Origin of the sequence: Methylopila musalis (assembly GCF_042679725.1) — a bacterium.
Classification (GTDB): Bacteria; Pseudomonadota; Alphaproteobacteria; order Rhizobiales; family Methylopilaceae; genus Methylopila; species Methylopila musalis.
The window spans coordinates 1-19,302 of sequence record NZ_JBHTMX010000045.1 but is presented as its reverse complement, the minus strand read 5'-3'; the positions used below and the strand labels follow the sequence as shown (position 1 = coordinate 19,302).

Genomic DNA, 19,302 nt, shown 5'->3' with positions numbered 1-19,302 from the left:
GCCTGCCGGCCCTGCCGCGGCTGGCGGCGCAGGGCGACGTGGAGGCGATGGCGCTCGCCCGACGCGCCGATCTCGCCGCCGACCGGCTGGAGCTGGACGCGCTCGCGCAAAGCTACGGCCTCACCGAGCGCACGCGGGCGATCTCGCTGCTGGAGGTCACCGGCGTTGCGAACCGCGTCCGCACCGCGGAGGGCGACAAGGCGAGCCCCCGCGGCGTCGAGGCGGCGGTGGAGATCCCGATCTTCGACTTCGGCGCGGCGCGTTCGGCCCGCGCGCGCGAGGTCTATATGGGCGCCGTCAACCGGCTGCTGGAATCCGCGGTCAACGCCCGTTCCGAGGCGCGCGAGGCTTACGTCACGTGGCGGGCCCGGCGCGACATCGCCGTCGCCTATCAGGCCCGTGTGCTGCCGCTGCGCAAGGTCGTCACCGACGAGGCGCTGCTGCGCTACAACGGCATGCTGGCCGACCCCACGGACCTGCTGACGGAGGCCCGCGCCACCGTCGCCGCGCGGGTGGCCGCCATCCGCGCCCGGCGCGAGGCCCTTCTCGCCCATGTGGACCTGCAGGCCGCGCTCACCGGCGGGGGCGCGAGCGCCGCCGCGCCGGACAGCGCCGCCGGCCTCGCCACGCCCGCGCCCGCCGCAGCCCATTGACCCGGAGCACCGCCATGACCGTCTCCCGCCGCTCCTTCCTCTCCGCCTCCGCCGCGGGCGCCACCTCGCTCGTCGCCGCCTCCGCCGTCTCGGGTCGTGTTCAGGCCGCTGCGATCCCCGAGGCCGCCACCATGACGCAGCCGACCATGCAGCCGCCGCTGATCCCGACCACCGGGCCGGACTACAACCCGGTGGTCACCCTGAACGGCTGGACCGCGCCCTGGCGCATGAACGGCGACTGGAAGGAGTTCCATCTGGTCGCCGAGCCCGTCGTGCGCGAGATCGCGCCGGGCATGGTCGCCCATCTCTGGGGCTACAACGGCCAGTCGCCGGGCCCGACCATCGAGGCGGTCGAGGGCGACAAGGTCCGCATCTTCGTCACGAACAGGCTGCCGGAGCACACCACCGTGCACTGGCACGGGCAGCGGCTGCCGTCCGGCATGGACGGCGTCGGCGGGCTGACCCAGCCGCACATCCGGCCCGGCCAGACCTTCGTCTACGAGTTCGTCTTACGGAAGAGCGGCACCTTCATGTACCACCCGCACGCCGACGAGATGGTGCAGATGGCCATGGGCATGATGGGCTTCTTCGTGGTGCACCCGAAGGACCCCGCCTTCCGCCGCGTCGACCGGGATTTCGTGTTCCTGATGTCGGCCTATCGCATCGAGCCCGGCGCCTATGCGCCGCGCGTGGCGGAGATGACCGACTTCAACCTCTGGACCTGGAACACGCGGGTGTTCCCCGGCATCGACCCGCTGGTGGCCGCGACGGGCGACCGGGTGCGAGTGCGCTTCGGCAACCTCACCATGACCAACCACCCGATCCATCTGCACGGCTACGACGTCAAGGTGTCCTGCACCGACGGCGGCTGGACGCCGGAGGCGGCCGCCTGGCCCGAAGTCACCGTCGATTGCGCGGTCGGGCAGATGCGCGCGTTCGACTTCGTCGCCGACGCGCCCGGCGACTGGGCGATCCACTGCCACAAGTCGCACCACACCATGAACGCCATGGGCCACGACGTTTCGAACTTCATCGGCGTGAACAAGAAGGACCTTGCGAAGCGCATCAAGGCGCTCGCGCCCGGCTACATGCCCATGGGGCAGGCCGGCATGGCGGACATGGGCGCCATGGAGATGCCGTTGCCTGACAACACGCTGCCGATGATGACCGGCTACGGCCCGTTCGGCCCGCTCGAGATGGGCGGCATGTTCTCGGTGCTGAAGGTGCGCGACGGGCTGAAGGCCGGCGATTACGCCGATCCCGGCTGGTTCCGCCACCCGGAGGGAACCGTCCCCCGCGCGTGGACGGGCGAGCCGCCCGCTGTCGTGACGCCCGCGCCCGCACAGCCCGGCGCCGTCGAGATCAACGTGGTCAAGCCCAAGGCCGGCGGCGGCCACGACCATCACTGAGCCTGCAACACCCGCAAGGAGGACGCATTCATGCGACCGCTGATCCCCGCCGCGTTCGTCGCGGCTCTTCTCCCGATGTCCGCGCTCGCCGACGCCGGCCATGACCATGGCGACGCCCGCGCCTATGGCCGGCCGGGCGATCCGGCGAAACCCGCCCGCACGGTCGAGGTCGTGCTGACGGACGCCGACGACGGCGCGATGCGGTTCGAGCCGAACGCGATCACCGTGGCGCGCGGCGAACAGATCCGCTTCGTGCTGAAGAACACGGGGCGCATCGACCACGAGTTCATGCTGGCGACCCGCGCCGACAACGACCGGCACGCGGCCGCCATGCGCAAGAACCCCGACATGGAGCATGACGATCCGAACGGCCGCCGCCTCGCGCCGGGCACGTCCGCCGACCTGCTCTGGCGGTTCTCGAACGCCGGCGCCTTCAACTTCGCCTGCCTGATCCCCGGCCACCGCGAGGCCGGTATGGACGGCGCGGTGGCCGTCAAGTGACCCGCGACACCAGAGAGACCGCCATGAGACACACCCCGTTCGTCGGCGCGACCTTCGCCGCCCTGCTGCTCTCCGTCACGGCCGCCGCCGCAGCGGACGGCGTCGTGAAGAAGATCGACGAGAGCGCCGGAAAGATCACGCTGGACCACGGCCCGATCCAGAACCTCGGCATGGACGAGCCCATGGCCATGGTGTTCCGCGCCGCCGACCCGGCGCTGCTAAAGGCCGTCAAGGTCGGCGACAAGGTGACGTTCGAGGCCGAGCGCGTGAACGGCCAGATCACCGTGACCGCCATCCGGCGGAGGTGAGGGGAGGCGGAGGCGCGGCCTCCCCGGCGGGCTTGGTCTTCTCCGTCAAGGCCGACACCCGGCGCGGATAAGAGGCGCCGGACGTTTCCTCGGCGGACACCGTCTTCTCTGTCAGGACCACGCCCCGGCGCAAGTGAGAGAACCCGAAGCCGCCCGGCGGACGCCGAGACGGCCTCGGGTTCGGCGCCCGGCCTTGTGCGCTCCCGCCCATTCCCGTCTCCGCGATGTCCGTATCTGCCGCGAAGATCACGACCAGCCTTTGGGCGCTACCGCCCATGCCCGCCTTCGGGACACGACGCGAAGCGCCCGCCGTGTCCCGGAGGAGGGCGCGTAACAGAGAGACCCGGCCTCGCCGCCGATTCTCGCTCCCGCCCGCCGCGTCGACCGCCGGGCGTCCCGCCGCGCCGCCGCCGTCCGGCCAAGAACCGGAAGGCTTTCCCGCCCCTCGCCGACGTTTTTTACCGAGGCCCTTGCTTTCCGTCCTGCGAGGCGATAATCAACCGCCCTCGCCGACGGGGTTCGCCCCACACGGCCAGCGCGCCCGTAGCTCAGCTGGATAGAGCACCAGACTACGAATCTGGGGGTCAGAGGTTCGAATCCTTTCGGGCGCGCCATTCCGTTTTCGGCACCAGAAAAGTTAGCTAACACCTTGAACGGCAAGGTGAGATTGGGAGTCGTAAGTCCCTTTCCGCGCTTGTATCGGAGCTTACTGCCTAGGGTCAGCTTGAGCACCGTTTGCCGGGCCTCATAATCGCCGGAAGCCCACAGTTTCCAAGGGTTCCCGATAAACTCCAGGGCCGTTCTAAGTCTGCGCTCGAAGTCGCCTTGCGGAGCGACGTTTGCGATGCGCTCGCGGAGCAACAGCTTCTCGTTTTCAAGGCTCTCGATTTTCGTTTCGAGCGCTCGCACGACCGCCGGGACGGACGTCTCGACGATCCGCTCGACATATTGCCCGACTTGTTTTTCGATATTGGCGAGCGCCGCGCGCAGCGCTGCGGCTTCCTTCTCGACGTTCGCCTGTTTGCGCTTCCACAAATCCTTGAACATCGCGCCCGCGAGTTTAACGATCTGCGGGCTCGGCTGCGCCGTGCGTAGCATCCCCTCGAACTCGCCTTCGATCACATCACGACGGATCGCCTTGCCGTAGCTCTCACAGGCCTTGCGCGGGCACTGGTAATAGGCGTGGCGCTTACGCTGCTTGCTGCCGCTCGTTGACCAGCACGCAGTTAGAGGGCCGCTGCAATCGTCACACACGACCGAACCGCGTAGCGGAAAATCCTCGGCGAGATTGGTACGATAGACAGCGCGTAGGCCGTTAAGCCGATCCTGAATCCGCTGATGCGTTTCGAGAGTGATGAGCGGCTCGTGATGGCCTCTGCGACGTTCGACGCCCCATTGTTCGGCTTCGACGTAGCCCGCGTAAATTGCATTGCGGAGCATGTCACCGACACGCTGATGCGGGAGCTTGCCGCCCTTCGGTTTCGGAAAGAGCGGATGCTCCTCGAGAAACCGCTGCACATCGGCCTGGCTGCCGAAGCGCCCTGACGCATACCCTTCCAAAGCCTCGACGATGATCGAGGCTTCCGGTTCTTTTCGAACGAGCACCTTGCCGTTCAGCCCGGCGACGCGGCCATAATGGTATCCTCCCGGTGCGGCGAACACGGCGAAGCCGTTCTCAATTCGCGCCTGCATACGGTGCCGTGTTTGCTCGGCATTGTTGACACGGTGATAGTCGGCGAACGCGACCGTCACGTTCTCCATGAGGCGCGAAGACGAACGGCCATCGAGCACCATGCCCGGCGTTTCCAGCGTCGCGCCTGTCTTGGCGACAGCGCGGCGAAGATCGGCGTGCAGGTAAAAATCGCGGGTGAAGCGATCAAGGTGGTCAAAGATGATGCGATACGTACGGCCTTTGTCTGCCGCGACGAAGGCGATCATATCGCGCAGGCCCGGCCGCTGGCTTTCGCTACCAGTCAGCTTATCGCTGAACACGCGGGTGATCGTGTAGCCGTGCAACGCCGCGTAGTGACGCAGGCGCGTCTCCTGCGACGCGAGGCCATCGCCCCCGCGTTCCTGCTTTTTGCTGGAGACACGCAAATACAGTACGGCGAGCTTCGGCCCGTCTGAAATGTCGATTTGAATTTTCTGGCTCATGCGCCGCGCTACTTCCAAATAATCTCCTTGCTTTGAATGCGTCCTATCAATCTACATCGGGAGATTTACCGGCCGAGCCATCAATGACGGCATCGACAATCTGCCCCCAACTTTCTGCCGAGACATTCATCTCGACGCTCATGCGAACCATGTCCCAGACGATACGCATAAGCGCGTCTTCCTGGGTATGGTCTAGCTCCAGCCCCTCAAGGTAAGAGCGGTAATCCTCCGTATCGAAGTCGGCCATAGAGGCGGCTGACTTTGGTCCGTCACGCTCCGAAAAGCGGTCGTTATCCCGTTCAATCATGGCCGCCTCCTTTCTCCGCTTCGGCAGTCTTCAAACTATATAGAACATTTATAGAACATTCTAGGTCTAAATTCCTATATAGCCAGTTATAGGCACGGCTTTCCCCGTCGCTTGCGTGTTCTCGCAAGCGCTTGCAACCATGGATCAATTCATTCGGTGATACGAGCGGACTTAAGCTATCATCCTGTTCAATCCGCCATTCCAAGCGTTGACATAACGGCTTGTTCAAACCGATACCAAGCATTGATATTCAGCACCTACCTGCGCTGTTTCAAGTCGCGCGCCCAATCCTTTCCGGTCGGGCCGCGACCCCACGGCCCTTCATGGAGAGAGCGGGCCACGGCCCAACCTCTGGCAGCGTGGCTTTGAGGGATGACACTCGAAGAGCAGGCCCGCCAAATCTTTAGCGCTCTGCCGCTTGTGGCGAGGGTCAATCACCAGATGCGTAGCGCCGTCATTGCCGTCCTGCGCCTGGCTGCTATGAGCTTCCCTGACGATGGTACGTTGGATGATGGCGATCTGGACGAAGTGCGGGCCATAAGGCCGTCACTCTGGCCTTACATCGAAGCTGATCTGGGCGACGCAATTCAGACATCGGGGCTGCCGAACAACCTCATCGAGGACTGGGAGCGCGCATTGAAAGCGGTCCGTCGAATGATCTAGCGATGAGTTCCGCTGTAGGAGATTTCGGTGATAGCGCAGAATGCAAGATGTGCGGGGTAGTACCCGCAATCTTGGCAAGGGGGCCGCTGGCGCGCCCCCGTTGCATCCCCCAGGCATTGGTGTGAGATCGGCATCGAGCCTCATCACACCATCGAAACGTCCGCCGTTTCATCGCGCTCAAGGAAGGGCGTTCCTGCCCCTCCCTGAGAACCCACCCAGACCAACCTGCGCAGTTAGATTGCGCGAAGGGAGACGCCGTTCTCCCCTCGACCCCATGGCCACCGTTATCGCCGATGGAGCGCGACCAATGGTGTCTGCCGCCCTGGAACCCGGCACCATGCTTTTGCGCATGGAAGTTGCCCTAGAGAACTTCGGCCTTCCACTGCCTCAGACGATATGATGGAGACGTATCGTCTCGCAGAGCATGAACCTATGGAAATCTTTCAAAATGATTCCCGTTACCCGCGTCAGTTGTTGTAGCGTCACTTCAGTATGAACGCCGCGAACGAGAAACATGCAAAGGCTCTGCAGGATGCCCTGCTGGCCCTTAACCCTTCGGGCCCGGACGGGTTTGAGGGGCTGCTCGGCCTCATACTAGGCGGCATCACGGGGCAATCTTTCCGTCTTGCAAAATCAGGTACTCAGCGAGGCCGCGACGGCGATTCCGCATTCGATCTCGGTGCCACATATTTCGAGGGCAAGCGTTACAAAGACGGTCTCACGAAAAACGATATCGCGCCCAAGCTCCTTGATCTTGCAAATGATGACGACGGGCAGGTGGACCTCTGGATACTCGGAGCCACCTGCGAAGTAGGATCGCAGACTGTCGAGGATGCGCGAAAATTTGCAGCCAACGAAGGTTTCGGAATTGCGGTACTCGACTGGCTAAACATCGATCTTGGATCGCTGCTTATCGCGGTGGTCTCGGCGGGCCAAAGATCAAAGGATTTCATCTCAAGCGGTCTTACCGGAACACCCGAAGCTGGCCTCATCGCGCCCGCGCTGGCGGCCATAGATCATTTCGAACAGCATCCTGATTTTGCCCAGCGTTTTGATTCACTAAGCAAAGCACTCGCAGAGGATGTGGGGCTCGGCCACGCGAAGACGAACAACCAGAATTGGATAGACAGGCTTCTCAAGAGCAAGGTTGAGGCGCGCGCCGAACTCGGCCAGCCTCTCGCGCCGCTTGACCCGTCCGGACCAGTGGCGCGCGATCGCGCGGAACGTGCGCAGCTCGCAAGCGCGTTCTCAGGAACGCCGGAGCGCGAAGTTTACGCGATCGTCGGCGAAGAGGGGGTCGGAAAATCTTGGCTCGCCGCCCAGGGTTGGAGTCTCTCAAGCCCCAAATCGCTTCTCGTCATCTGTCCAGCCGACGAGCTGATCGGTTCAGAAACGGAAGACTTCAGCGAGTTTCTCATCAGAAAGCTAATCCGCCAGACAGGCGGAGAAATTACGGAAAAATCGATCAAGCGGTGGAAGCGCCGCTTTAATTCGTGGAGCAAGAATCTCCCAGCAAGCTCGGTCCGCATTACGCTAATCGCAGACGGTCTTAACCAACCGCTCAAGTCGAACTGGGGGCGCTGGATCGATCGCGCGGCGCTGCATCTAAAGCGGCTAGGTGGCTGCCTGGTGCTGACCACGCGCACGCACCACTGGACGCACCTTAAGAACACAGTCTCATGCGGTGTAAAGCAAATTATCCTTGGAGAATGGTCGGTCGACGATGTCAAACAGATACTGGCCAGACGTAGCATCGTTTATTCAAATATTGGGAACGAAGTTTTAGAATCGATTAGAAATCCGCGCCTTCTTGGTATCGCGATCGAGCTCGTCGAAGCAGGCGCGATAGCGCTTTTAGACGAGCTCAACGTCGGACGTCTCCTCTTCGAACATATGCGTAGGACAGATCACCATGGGGGGTCACCGATTTCGGGAATAGCCTTTGCAGAGCTCTTGAGAGAACTTGCAACAAAGGCGTTGCAACGCGCGAATGCGCAAAAAAAGGACGATTTAAGGCTTTTCGATACCGGAGAGGAAGAGCAACTTAAGGCTGTCTCGTCGAGCAGATTCTTCTCCGTGGTGAAAGGCAGCACTTCAAAGTACGAAATTAAATCTGAAGGCCTCAACCTCGGACTCGCACTTTATCTGGTGCATCAACTCGAACAAGAATTGCGAAACGGGCGCGATCCGCGCGACCGGCTCGGAACAATCTTGGAACCTATCAGCGCGCTGGACGAGACAGCAAAGGTTGCGCTGCTTGCCACACAGATCGCTTGTCTTGATGGAGAGACAAGCCCCCCAGTGAGCTCCGCGCTGATTGAGAAATTCGTATCTCTGCAAAACCTCCCGGATGCCCAGGTGGATGCGTTTGCCAACCTCGCAACGTCGGCACCGATAGCCTTCTTGGCCGCCGCCGAAAACGTATACCTGTCAGCGGAGCACGTGCCAAACGATGGATGGCTGCTCTATGCACTAGCTAATCATCGCGACGATCCTCAAGTTCGTCGACTTATCATGGAGAGTGTCAAACGTTGGCTCTCACTTTATTCGCTAGCACCCGAGCGCCGGATGCACAGGAGCAAGCAGAGAGACCCGGCAGAGCAGGTCGAAGAAGAACGTACAAAGATTCTTGCCGAGATTGAAAAGCGTAAAGGGGAGCTTACCAATTCGGAGCAAATCTACTTACGAGAAAACCTCGTAGAGACGCCGCAAGCAAAATTCGACGCCCTAAGTCGCTTCGCTTTTCATTTGGTCGCCGGACTACCTTTGGCAGAACTCGCCCCCCACCTCGTTAGGTGGAGATTCTCCTTCGCGCTCAATACTTCGACGTCCGCGCCATATACGGAATTTGAACAGCTCCTTCACTACAACTGCATCGATTGGGAAGAGACCAGAGCCGCTTTGCTGAAGGCGATTGAGGCACTACCCGAGCTAAATTCATCACGCGTAGGCAAGTGGACGCGAGTGGGCGTCCTATACGGCACGGGCGATCCACTCGATGCCGAGGCGGGCGCGGAGCTGCGCGAGGAGCTCACGCGCGATCAGGAACGTTTCGAGGGCTGGTCGATCAAGGAGGACTACTGCTCCGTCGATCCCTGCGATCCGGGCACTAAAATGCCGGACAACGTTTCGATTACCGCGCGAAGCTACAGAGAAATCGATCCGGCGAAAGTCGCGACCGCTCGGGGCATGGGCGAACAGGATTACTTCTTCCGCGGCGCGCGCGCCGCCGTCGCCCGCTTCGCACCAGCCGATGCGATCGTTACGCACAACGCCCTCGCAAACAACGTACTGAACCGAGATGGGTATGCGCGGCGTCAAGGCGTTTTGGAGCTAGCTCGCCACAGCGCCGCTCTCACAAGAGATGTCGCGGACAGCTTTCTTGCGGCCGGCGTTGCGAGCACGGCTTCCTACAGGGACGAGGCCGATGGTCGAGACGAGTTTCTAACGGCTCAGTTTTCAATGCTGATAGCATTTCCACATCTCACGGCCGAAGAACAGTTCGATGCGGCCGCTGATATGAAGGGTGGGACGCTCTTACTGGAGCTCCTCTCCTGCACCAAAAAAGCGAATCCCGCTAAAGTTGAACAGGTACTAGAGCGTGTTCTCCAGAGTGGCGACGAAGACGCTCAGACTGCCGTCGCTGCAGCGATCCATTATTCTGGATCAGAACTAACTTCGCAGGCTATCACAATAATCAAAAGCTTCATACGATCTACAAACGAAAATCTTCGGCAAGAGGCGCTCGCCCTCGCTGCGTCGAGCGGTGACACGACGTTGCTGCGCGACGTGGTCGATAGCGGTTGGGGCGCGAAAAAATCGGCAGGTCGCGACAACAAATTCGAGAACTGGCATGGGTCAACCGCAATACTGAGGGCTCTGGACGCCGGACTGATCGAGACCGACAACGCCCTCGACCGCATAGATCTTTCCCACTACGGATTCGCAGCCAAGAGGCTCACCAAGGAATGTGTTGACCGCGTCGCCGCGCGTGTCGAGGCGGCGCTTGCGAAAGCGCTTGCCTATGAGGGTAACGTGGCGCTGCCGGATATTGCTACTGGTATTCCGAAGGCATCTGATCTGACACCGCCCCTAATCTCACTGACCGAGAGCCCGCCACCCGAAAATGACTTAGCGTCGCAGATGAGGCGGTTGGCGGAAACGGATTCGCAGTTCGATGATCGCCAACGACGTATGAGCGAAGCCTATGAGCGTTTCACTGCTGAACTAACGTCAGCAGATGCGAACCTTATACTATCCGACCTCACCTTTGGCGGTATTAAATCGATTGTCGAACAAGACACCGCGCGCGGTGAGCGATGGCTCGCTATGCTTGCTGCCGCCTCTGAACGCGAACTTCGCCATCTCCACAACTTCGCACTGCAAGTTGCGATTGCGCGTGCCGCTAACGGCAATAGTGCAGCGGTTGATCTCGCCGCTCGCGTTCTTGATCAGACGCCCACGGTTCGCCGCGTCAGCGGTGCCGCCGCCGTTCCAGCCGAGTCCATAACTCTCTGGCATAATGCCGACAATCTGTCATTATTTGAGATGTGCAAGAAGCGACTTCGCATGTCTCAGAACGACGGGGATATTGCGCGCGAAGTTATCGCAGCGCACTTCGCTGGAAAGGTTGCGCTCCTGCAGAACTACGTTGATGAACGTCTCGCAACAGGGCGTCCCTTCGAAATCGCACTAGCAATCATGATAGCAGGATTGTCCGACCAGAGTGCGCACTCTGATGCGGTGCTGTCACGCTTCGAAGGCACCAAAGGATTTATAGGTGCAGCACGCTCAGCCGCGCAGGACGCTTATGCGCGGAACCGGTGGGCGAAGATATGGTTCCGTAAGATGTGGGACGCGCAGCGAGGGGAAGACTTCTGGGAAGCGTCAGTTCTATTTATGAAAGTCATCGATGGTCGTTTTGACATGTGGCCCAAAATTCCGTGTGAGCCATCTGAGATCTTCCGCGCATTCATGCCGACAATAGATAAAGAAATCAATAAGCAAGCGGAGAAGAGACTTGGCGAGCATAAGAAGAAATTGTTTGGCGAAAAAGCCCCAGCCTCGCTTATGTTGCATGCAGATTAGAAAAAAGCCTCGTAAGTTGGAACCGGTTTCTGCCTTAAGAGCACGAGAGTGATGTACTCCTCGCGCGATTGTCGAATGACGCATAATTGTTTGGTTTGCCACGCGCGTCCCGCAGCATGCCCTTCATTTCCGGCCGTTGCCAGAACTCCGGCATCTCCACCGTAAAATACCCCTGATCGCGAGCTTCCAGCAGGCCGCTCTCGCCGCCTGTCGCCTCGCGGATATCCTCGACCTGGAGGAGCGGCCGGGATTGCTCCGACAGATTGTCGCCTGAACCGCTCACCTGATTGGCGTTCACGTTGAAGCCGCGCACCATCACGGACGTTTTGCCCGAGCGGTGCTCGATCTCCCTGAGCGTGTCCGTATCCGGCAGCCCGCGATAGAGTGTGTGCGCAACTGCCTTGCGCCAGATGCGCGCCGTCTCCTTGCCGTAGCGCGCTTCGATCTGCGCCGGAGCGTTCTGGAACACGCCGAGGAAGTTGACGCCGCCCTCGCGGTAGAGCGTCAGAATCTCATTGAAGTTCGAGACGTAGAGCTGGCCCCATTCCTCACCGACGAGCAGCGCCCGCAGCGGCCCATACGCGTCAGCGAAGCGCTCCACGATTGCCGATGTCATCGCGCCCACAAGGGTGCGGCTTGTGTCGCTACGCGCCGAGCCAATGATAAAAAGCGCCGTACGTTCGTGCTTCATGTTCGCTGGATCGAACGTGTTGCGGTCCGTGACATCGCGCGCCGCCATGCCAGGCTGGAAGCCTTGCAGCCGTTCTAGGATCAACGAGAAATACGCGTTCCACTGATTGGGCGATTTTGTCATCGCGGCGATGAGACGGCACATGCCGCTTTCATCCTCCAAGCGGCTATCGCTCGCCCAGAGGAGCAGATCGTCTCCTATCTCTTCAGGTCCACGGCCAAAAAAATCCCACAAGCCGCCCGGCGTGCAAGGCAGACGCGAAGAGTTGAGTTTCGCCGTGATTTTCAGGTAAAGCGCGAACATCGAGCGGACGCCCTGGCCGATCCATTTGTGGTCTGTGTTGGGATCGACGGGTACCAGATATTTCGCGGCGTCAGCGGCGGCATCACCAACAAGCGCCCGCAGTTCCGGCCGCCGGGCTATCTCGATCAGGCGCGTGTTGATGTTGTAGCTTTCAGACGGATAGCCGTAGAGCCGCCCCGGATTAATGAAGCGGACGCGGTAGCCTTGCCGCTCCAGCGTCTTCCACGAAACCCAGGCAAGTTCGGCGTCTTTCGGGTCGGTGATGATCTTCGTCATATGCGCGGTACGCGGCGAGACGAGATTGACGCCAAGGAAGCGCGTCAGCTTCCCTTTGCCCGCCTGTGCGTCGATCGCGACAGGCTCGGTGCCGCCATAGACGAGCGGACGGCCGTTGAAGAAGCCCAACTCGATCCCAAGCCGCAGTCCGTTCCGCGTCGGCACGAGCGCGTTCATAGCAACCCCGAGCGCTTGAGAACTTCGTCGTCATCGAGTTTAGCGCGGCCGAGCTGACCGCTTGGATTGGCGATCAGCATGGCTTCGAGCTGCGCGGCTGCTTTCGCTTCGGCGCGGTCGCGCGCAATGCGCGCCTGCGCGGCATCCTCCCACGCAAGGCGCTGTTTGGAATGCGCCTTTAGAGACCACAGGAATTGATAAATCTCGATGCAATGACGGATGTTCATCGCAGGCTCCGGCCCGGTATCGGACGCGAGCCTTCGCCATTGAATGCGCAGGAGCCGCAGCGATCAGTATCGCGCGGCGCATCCAGCTCGATCTCATCGTCCCAGGTTGCGAAGCGAAACGGCTCTTCGTTCGAGCGGTGGGCCGGACGCTGCTCAGGTGCAGAAGACGCCGGAAGGCTCGGCACCAGTTTGGCGTTGTCGAACGCGTCCTGCGCCTGTTTGGCTTTCAGATATTCGAGGCCAACCGAGCCTGCCAAATAGCCGCCGATCAAGATGTATATGATCCACGAGCTTGGCACGCGGACGCCGAACAGCAGGCTCGCAAACACCGCGAAGTAGAAGGCGAGCCCGGCACCGATCAGGCCGCGATAGATGAAGGCTCGCGCGGCTCGCGGTTCGAAGACATTTCCGAACAGGACGATCGTTCTGTCCCAAGCGAACAGGCAGATGATGCTGACGAGCAGCGCCACGAACGCGACGACGGCATAGACCGCCGCCGCAGCGGCGAGAGCCGCCGCGCCGATCAGCGCAGTGATAAACAAAAACCCGGCGATGCCCGAGCTTTGTCCGTTCATGGCAGTCTCTCCAGTTTGAGAAAGGATCAGCGGTCGAGCCGGAGCCCGAGCTCTCCAGACAGCTCGGCTCCGCGCTCGCGCGCAGCGCTGGGGTAATCGCGGGAGAAGCGCAGGAAGCGTCCGATCTCCGAGCGCAGTTCGAGCCGCCGTTCGGCTTCGGCCTTGCGCAGCTCGCGAAACCGCTCCTGCAGAACGGCGCGCTCTTCAAGTTGCTGTTCGATCAGGGCTTGCCGTTCGGCTGCCTGACGCTGGCGCGTGGTTTCCGCATCGCGTTCATGCTCGTGGCGCGTCCGCTGATATTCGCCCGTGATCCTGGTCCAAGCGCCTGCCGATCCTCGATCACCAATCCGGTCCGCCGCATGCGCAAAGGCGCGGCCGATCCCAGAACCTTCGCCTTGATGTAAGCGCCGAGCGGCGCGCCCTTGGCTTCCGCAATTAGCCGCGCGCGTTCATCCTCGCTCAGGCGCAGGCTGAACGGAACCGGGCGCTTTTTGATGGACGGCGGAGCCGCCGATCCGGCGATGGGCTGAAAAGTGCCACTTAGGGACATGGCGGCACCGGAGCTTTGCGCTCCTGGTGCTCAAGAACGGTGTTCCAGTCCGCCAACACCCCGAACAGCTCGTTCGAAGTGTCGTCGTCCAGGCGCGCCACTTATTTTATTAAAATCGCTATCTAATTTGCGTCTGCCTGAACGCGGGTGACGGTCGCCGTTCCTCGCCGATGTTCAGGCCACGTGTCTGCCCATGAGCGCTTGCACGCCGACGATAAGCTGATCGCGGAAGACCCGATCGGTTTCTTCGGCTTTCCGCATATGGCCACTGCGGACAGTGCTCGGGACAAACATCGAGCAGCCGAACCGATTTCCGAACTTAACGCCCCCAGTGGTCCGCTGCCCGGCCATTCTCTCGATCCCTGCGGTCTGCAATCTTTGCTTGATCGCTCGATGACGACGCGCCGATCACGGAGGGTGACGATCCCGAAGAGGCGGGCGCCAGCCTGCGCGACGAACGCGCCGACGCGCTGTTGACGCCGGAGCTCCAGCAGAAGTTTCTCAAAAGCCTGACCGGTTCTCCCTCCACCAACAACGCTTACGTCCTTGGCCGCAAAGAGTTTGTGGTGCTGGCCCCCGAGCTCCGAAAGGGCATCGACGTCGTCCGGCGTAAACGAGCGGGCTCACCGGAAGAGCGGCGCGCCTTCATCCGCAATCCGAGGCCGGCGCTGGCGGAAGCCTTTGGAGAGGACGGCGCCGAAGAAACGGCCGCGCTTCTTTTTGTTGAGACCCATCAGTGTTCGGAGCGTGTCCTCGGCCTCGGCGTCTGGGAACCGCCCCAGACCTCATGGATCAAGACGCGCGCCGGCCAGTGGCTTCCTGAACGCTTCCCGATCAAGATCGGCGAGCGCGTCCTCACCATCACTCCCGAAAGCCTCGACGCGCTGGTCGAGCGCGTCGAGGCCGCTCGGGCGACCGGCGACACCGAGATGGAGGTGGAGGGCGTAAGCCATCCGCTCGCCGACGTCGAAAACGCGATCTCTCAGGTCCGCGAGCGCTATCCCGAGGACGAGCCCAAGCCGACCGACGAAACGCCCGAGACTGAGCGGCAGGTTCTCCAGATCAAGACCAATCTCGAGGGCGTCGACTACGAGATCTCCCGGCCGTCGCGAATCTCGGCCATCGCCTGCGAGATGCCGGGCGCTGAAGGCGCTGCTCGACGCTCCGGTCGCGGGCGTGCCGGCCATCATGATGCGGCGCATGAAAGAGCAGATTCTCGAAGGACTGCCGACCAAGCAGGTGAAGACGTATCCGGTCGATATGCCTCCGGCGCAGGCGCCGGCCGCTCCGGTTCGCCGGGATCGCGGGCTCACCCGTTCGGCGCCTCAAAACCTTCCAGCGTGATCTTGCCCCTCACGCTGCCGCTCTCGATCAGCGCGTGCGCGCGCCTGAGAGTGGCGGCGTTGATCGGCCGCAACGTCTCGGTCCGCGTGCTGCGGATCGCGCCCTCGTCGACGAGACGCGACACCGTGTCGAGAAGCGCGCCCTGTTCGGCCAGGTCGACCGTGGCGAACAGGGAGCGCGTGAACATGAACTCCCAGTGGGTCGACACGCTCTTGCGCTTGAACGGGGCGACGTCGAGCGTGGCAGGATCGTCGATCAGCGCGAAGCGGCCCTGCGGCGCGATCAGCTCCACGATCTCGGCGAGGTGGCTCTCGGTGCTGGTGGTCGAAAACACGAAGCCCGGGGCGCCGAGGCCGAGGGCTTCGATCTGCCGCGCCAGCGGCCGGGCGTGATCCACCACATGATGCGCGCCGAGTTCGGTCGCCCAGGCCTTCGTCTCCGGCCGTGAGGCGGTGGCGATGACGGTCAGGTCGGTGAGCGCGCGGGCGAGCTGGATCGCGATGGAGCCAACGCCGCCCGCGCCCCCGATGATGAGAATGGCGGGCGCGGCGCCGGGGACGGCGCGGCCCTTGACGTCGAGTCGGTCGAACAGCGCCTCCCACGCCGTGATGGACGTCAGCGGCAGCGCGGCGGCGTCCGCCCAGCCGAGCGACGCCGGCTTGCGGCCGACGATGCGCTCGTCGACCAGATGGAGCTCGGCGTTGGCGCCGGGCCGCGTCAGCGCGCCGGCGTAGAACACGTGATCGCCGGGCTTGAACAGGGAGGCCTCCGGGCCGGTCTCCACCACGATCCCGGCCGCGTCCCAGCCCAGCACCTTCCAGCCGTCGCCGTCCGGCCGCACGCCGGCGCGGACCTTGGCGTCCACCGGATTGACGGAGACGGCTTTGATCTCGACCAGCAGATCGCGCCCAGCCGGCGTCGGGCGCGGCAGGTCGATGTCCGCCAGCGCATGCTCGTCCGCGATGGGACCGGGGGTGGTGTAGCCGATGGCGCGCATCTCGCGTCTCCTGCCGGATGGGGGAACGTCTCGTCCGGCTACAGGTGACGCTTGATCTCAACGCCCGCAAGAACGCACATAAATCGCACATAGTGTCGAAAAAGGTACTGTCCGATGCCCCGCGTCCGTCACGAGCGTTTCGATTGCAGCCCCGGCTGCCCGGTGGAGGCGACGCTCGCCCTCATCGGCGGCAAGTGGAAGGGCGTGGCGCTGTGGCATCTGTCGCAGGGCACGCTGCGCTTCAACGAGATCCGCCGCCGGCTGCCGAACGTCACGCAGCGGATGCTGACCAACCAGCTTCGCGAGCTGGAGGCGGACGGCTTCGTCATCCGCACCGTCTATCCCGAGGTTCCGCCCAAGGTGGAGTACAGCCTGTCGGAGCGCGGCCGCAGCCTCAAACCCGTGATCCTGGCGCTGAAAGCGTGGGGCGAGGCCCATGCCCGCGGCGCCGACGTGGCGGGCGCGAGCGACGCGGCCTGACGGGCGCCGCCCGATCGCCCGGCCGCGCAGTCCCGGAGCGGCCGAACCGTCGTCCGATCGGCGTCCGCTCCGAACGCCGGGGCGGACGCACAGCTTCGGCGTGGGGTCAGAACCGGACCGCCACGCGGCCGTTCCAGCCGTTGAGGGTGGTGTCGTCGCCGAAGGCGCCGTTGTAGCCGGCCGAGATGTCGACGCCGGCGTCGGTGGAGAGCTTCACGCCCGCGCCCACCCGCCACAGCGGCGAGGCGCCCTTCTGGCGCAGCACCAGCGGCGGGGCGTCGAGCACGCCCTGCACGGCCGCGAACTGCCCTTCCATCCGCCAGTTGGCGCGCTGGAACTCCATGCCGCCGCGGGCGAAGACGTCGAGATGGACGCCCTCCGCCACCGGCAGCTTGGCGCCGAGCTCGACGCCCGGCGTCGCCGAGAAGGCGAAGGTGGTCTGCTTGCGGAAGTTGATGGCCGCCACTGAGCCGCGCTCGCGCGCGTCCATCTCGATCCAGCGGCCGTCCAGCAGCACCTGCGGCTCGGCGTAGAACGCGCCGGCCTCCAGCGTATAGCCGAGCCGGGCCGACAGCCCGAACTGCCGCGAGCTCTGCCGGTAGCGCACCGAGTTGCCGATGCCCGGATGCAGCTCGTCCGGCAGATAGGCGCCCTCCAGCGTCTCGCCCGGCGTGAACGCCACCTGCGCCAGACTGGTGTCACGGGCGCCGGAGAAGCTGGCCTTGCCGCCGCCGAGGGTGAAGTCCGCGAACACGCCGCCCTTGGCGAATTTGGCGAGGCCGAAGAACTGCCAGCCGTCGCCCTTGGTGGAGGACAGCATCGCGTCCCCGAAGCCGATGCGCGAGGTGTAGTCGGTGTGGGCGGCGGAGAAGCCCAGCGCCCAGTTGTCGGCGATCGCCGCGCGGCCGCCGAAGGTGAAGGTGCGGTAGCGGTCGTCGCGGTCGGAATAGCCCGTTCCCCGGTCGAACGAATATTTGGTGTCCGGCGCGAAGCTGAACCAGACGCAGCGCGCCAGCGGGTCGCCCCGCTCCTGGCCGCCGCCGCAGCGCCGGGCCACGTCGAGCCCCTCGTCCATGGCGCGATCGACCATTTCGAGGCTGTGCACCGCGTAATGCGGCGTCAGGCGCATCAATCCTGCGCCGAGCGTCGCGGCGTCGGGCGAGAAGCGCAGCATGTTGATGAGCCGCGCCATGGGGTTCACCGGGCTCGCGGCCGCCTCGACGCCGTCGAGATAGGAGCCGAGCCCGACCGCGTTCGGGTCCTTCACGCCCGAGGCCGGATCGTTGGCGAGATCCCGGAACAGCGGCTTGTTGGCCGAGAGCACGAGATCGACGCCGTTCTCGACCGTGGTCGTGAACTCGAAGCCGACGGCCGGCCGGAAGGTCGGCGAGACGCCGGCGTTGGTCATCCCGTCGGCCGCGCTTGCGATGACGTAGCTTTCGAACAGCTGGTCGATCGAGAGGAAGTTGAGCGGCGCCGTGCCCGCGAAGGCGCCGGTTCCCGTGATGTCGAGACGATCGGTCGTCTGGCTGTTGAGGTCGATGTCGACCACGTAGCGGCCGGTTCCGGTCTGCCCGTAGCCGCCGGTCAGATCGACCCGCCCGACCTCGCCGACGCCGTGGTTGCTCATCAGGCCCTCGTTCACGAAGGCGCCGTCTGGCCCGGTCGCGATCGTCCGGAGGCCGATGAAGCTCGACGCGGCGTCGTTGCGGAAGCCGTTGACCCCGGTCCCGAGGTCAATGTCGCCGATGACGCGGCCGCCGATGTTGTCGATCTGGTCGTCGCCGAAGGTCGCCGTCAGGGTGCGCGCGCTGAAGTCGCCGATCAGATCGCCGAGCGCGACGCCCTCGGTCTCCACGTCGGCGCCGAGCGCGTACATCAGCGTCTTGTTGGTCAGCAGGTTGTCCGCGCCGCCGACGAACAGGGCCGCCTGTCCGGTCCCCGAACCGCCGATGGTGCGGGCGCCGTTCAGCGTGACCGTGATGTTCCCCTTGCCCTGCGCCGAGGAGCTTTCGGCGTAGACCGCGACGGAGTCCGCGCCCTGCGCCGCGAGCGAGCCGCCCGCCGTCAGCGTGACGGCCCCGGCGTCGCCCTGGCCCGTGGCGCTCTGGCCGAACAGGGCGTAGGAGCTTGCGCCGCGCACCACGATGGTGTCGTTCGCGGTCGCCGTCACCGCCGCCGCGTCGCCGACGCCGCCGCGCGAACCCGCGCCGGACTGGCCAAGCGCGAGCGACGAGAGACCGCCGAAGCCGCCGCCGCCGCCCACCGCCTGCGCCACCACGCCGTGGGAACGGGCGCCGGTGGCGAGAATCTCGCCCGTCTGGACGATCCGGACCGTTCCGCCGTCGCCACGGTCGCCGCCCGGCGTCTTGAAGCCGATGGAGTCCGGCCCATCGCCGTCGCCGTCGGTCGAGAAGCGGCCGAAGCCGGCGCCGCCGATGCCGCCGCCGCCGCCCACCGACTGGGCGATGATCGCGACCGAGTCGCGGCCCTCCGTGACGATGGAGCCGGTGCGGATCACCTCGACGTTTCCGGCGTCGCCGCCCGCGCCGCCGAGCGCGCCGAGCGCGAGCGCGAGCCCGCCCTTGCCGCCGGCGTC

16 protein-coding genes, 1 tRNA gene and 1 pseudogene are annotated in these 19,302 nt (G+C 63.7%); 10 read left to right on the top strand and 8 right to left on the bottom strand.

From position 1 onward, the window contains the following. From ACFQ4O_RS07540 to ACFQ4O_RS07515, 6 genes are all read left to right on the top strand, one after another. Positions 1-653, top strand: a 653-nt coding sequence (locus tag ACFQ4O_RS07540; RefSeq protein ID WP_378775085.1) for a TolC family protein, incomplete at its 5' end; no start/stop codon positions are given. Positions 654-667: 14 nt separating this feature from the next. Then, positions 668-2,062 (top strand): multicopper oxidase family protein, encoded by a 1,395-nt coding sequence (locus tag ACFQ4O_RS07535; RefSeq protein WP_378775084.1) that lies wholly within the window; start codon positions 668-670, stop codon positions 2,060-2,062. A gap of 30 nt (positions 2,063-2,092) precedes the next feature. Continuing rightward, complete coding sequence (locus tag ACFQ4O_RS07530) at positions 2,093-2,563, top strand: cupredoxin domain-containing protein (RefSeq protein WP_378775083.1); 471 nt, start codon at positions 2,093-2,095, stop codon at positions 2,561-2,563. 23 nt (positions 2,564-2,586) lie between these two features. Continuing rightward, a complete protein-coding gene (locus ACFQ4O_RS07525) occupies positions 2,587-2,871 on the top strand; it encodes a copper-binding protein (protein ID WP_378775082.1) in 285 nt (94 codons plus the stop codon). A 537-nt stretch (positions 2,872-3,408) separates the two neighbouring features. Next, positions 3,409-3,485, top strand: a tRNA-Arg gene (locus ACFQ4O_RS07520). A gap of 211 nt (positions 3,486-3,696) precedes the next feature. Beyond that, complete coding sequence (locus tag ACFQ4O_RS07515) at positions 3,697-3,966, top strand: hypothetical protein (protein ID WP_378775081.1); 270 nt, start codon at positions 3,697-3,699, stop codon at positions 3,964-3,966. A gap of 54 nt (positions 3,967-4,020) precedes the next feature. Here ACFQ4O_RS07515 and ACFQ4O_RS07510 read toward each other — a convergent pair. Next, positions 4,021-5,025, bottom strand: a pseudogene (locus ACFQ4O_RS07510) (recombinase family protein); the annotation flags it as partial. A gap of 46 nt (positions 5,026-5,071) precedes the next feature. Beyond that, positions 5,072-5,332, bottom strand: a complete 261-nt coding sequence (locus ACFQ4O_RS07505) for a hypothetical protein (protein WP_378775080.1) — start codon at positions 5,330-5,332, stop codon at positions 5,072-5,074. Positions 5,333-5,704: 372 nt separating this feature from the next. Here ACFQ4O_RS07505 and ACFQ4O_RS07500 point away from each other — a divergent pair, with 372 nt between their 5' ends. Beyond that, positions 5,705-5,995: a hypothetical protein gene (locus ACFQ4O_RS07500; protein ID WP_378775079.1), complete on the top strand. Its 291-nt coding sequence runs from the start codon at positions 5,705-5,707 to the stop codon at positions 5,993-5,995. A gap of 492 nt (positions 5,996-6,487) precedes the next feature. Then, positions 6,488-11,083: a hypothetical protein gene (locus ACFQ4O_RS07495; RefSeq protein ID WP_378775078.1), complete on the top strand. Its 4,596-nt coding sequence runs from the start codon at positions 6,488-6,490 to the stop codon at positions 11,081-11,083. A 34-nt stretch (positions 11,084-11,117) separates the two neighbouring features. Here the strand turns inward: ACFQ4O_RS07495 and ACFQ4O_RS07490 are convergent, their stop codons facing one another. Genes ACFQ4O_RS07490 through ACFQ4O_RS07480 form a run of 3 tightly spaced genes read right to left on the bottom strand, consistent with a single transcriptional unit; the run spans position 11,118 to position 13,332 of the window. Next, positions 11,118-12,530, bottom strand: coding sequence for a type IV secretory system conjugative DNA transfer family protein (locus ACFQ4O_RS07490; protein WP_378775077.1), 1,413 nt, complete (start codon positions 12,528-12,530; stop codon positions 11,118-11,120). After that, entirely contained in the window at positions 12,527-12,757 is a 231-nt protein-coding gene (locus ACFQ4O_RS07485) for a hypothetical protein (protein ID WP_378775076.1), read from the bottom strand. The genes ACFQ4O_RS07490 and ACFQ4O_RS07485 overlap by 4 nt, the downstream gene beginning before the upstream one ends. Beyond that, positions 12,754-13,332: a hypothetical protein gene (locus tag ACFQ4O_RS07480; protein ID WP_378775074.1), complete on the bottom strand. Its 579-nt coding sequence runs from the start codon at positions 13,330-13,332 to the stop codon at positions 12,754-12,756. The genes ACFQ4O_RS07485 and ACFQ4O_RS07480 overlap by 4 nt, the downstream gene beginning before the upstream one ends. Before the next feature lie 209 nt (positions 13,333-13,541). On the opposite strand from ACFQ4O_RS07480, the gene ACFQ4O_RS07475 reads away from it, so the two are divergent. After that, a complete protein-coding gene (locus ACFQ4O_RS07475; protein WP_378775073.1) occupies positions 13,542-13,736 on the top strand; it encodes a hypothetical protein in 195 nt (64 codons plus the stop codon). A 931-nt stretch (positions 13,737-14,667) separates the two neighbouring features. Here the strand turns inward: ACFQ4O_RS07475 and ACFQ4O_RS07470 are convergent. Both ACFQ4O_RS07470 and ACFQ4O_RS07465 read right to left on the bottom strand, forming a co-directional pair. Continuing rightward, the gene (locus ACFQ4O_RS07470; RefSeq protein ID WP_378775071.1) at positions 14,668-15,084 is read right to left on the bottom strand and encodes a hypothetical protein; all 417 of its coding nucleotides are present in this window, start codon (positions 15,082-15,084) and stop codon (positions 14,668-14,670) included. Positions 15,085-15,191: 107 nt separating this feature from the next. Further along, a complete protein-coding gene (locus ACFQ4O_RS07465; RefSeq protein ID WP_378775070.1) occupies positions 15,192-16,223 on the bottom strand; it encodes a zinc-binding alcohol dehydrogenase family protein in 1,032 nt (343 codons plus the stop codon). 114 nt (positions 16,224-16,337) lie between these two features. On the opposite strand from ACFQ4O_RS07465, the gene ACFQ4O_RS07460 reads away from it, so the two are divergent. After that, positions 16,338-16,703, top strand: coding sequence for a winged helix-turn-helix transcriptional regulator (locus ACFQ4O_RS07460; RefSeq protein WP_378775068.1), 366 nt, complete (start codon positions 16,338-16,340; stop codon positions 16,701-16,703). A 106-nt stretch (positions 16,704-16,809) separates the two neighbouring features. Here ACFQ4O_RS07460 and ACFQ4O_RS07455 read toward each other — a convergent pair. Then, positions 16,810-19,302, bottom strand: a 2,493-nt coding sequence (locus tag ACFQ4O_RS07455; protein ID WP_449288997.1) for an autotransporter outer membrane beta-barrel domain-containing protein, incomplete at its 5' end; no start/stop codon positions are given.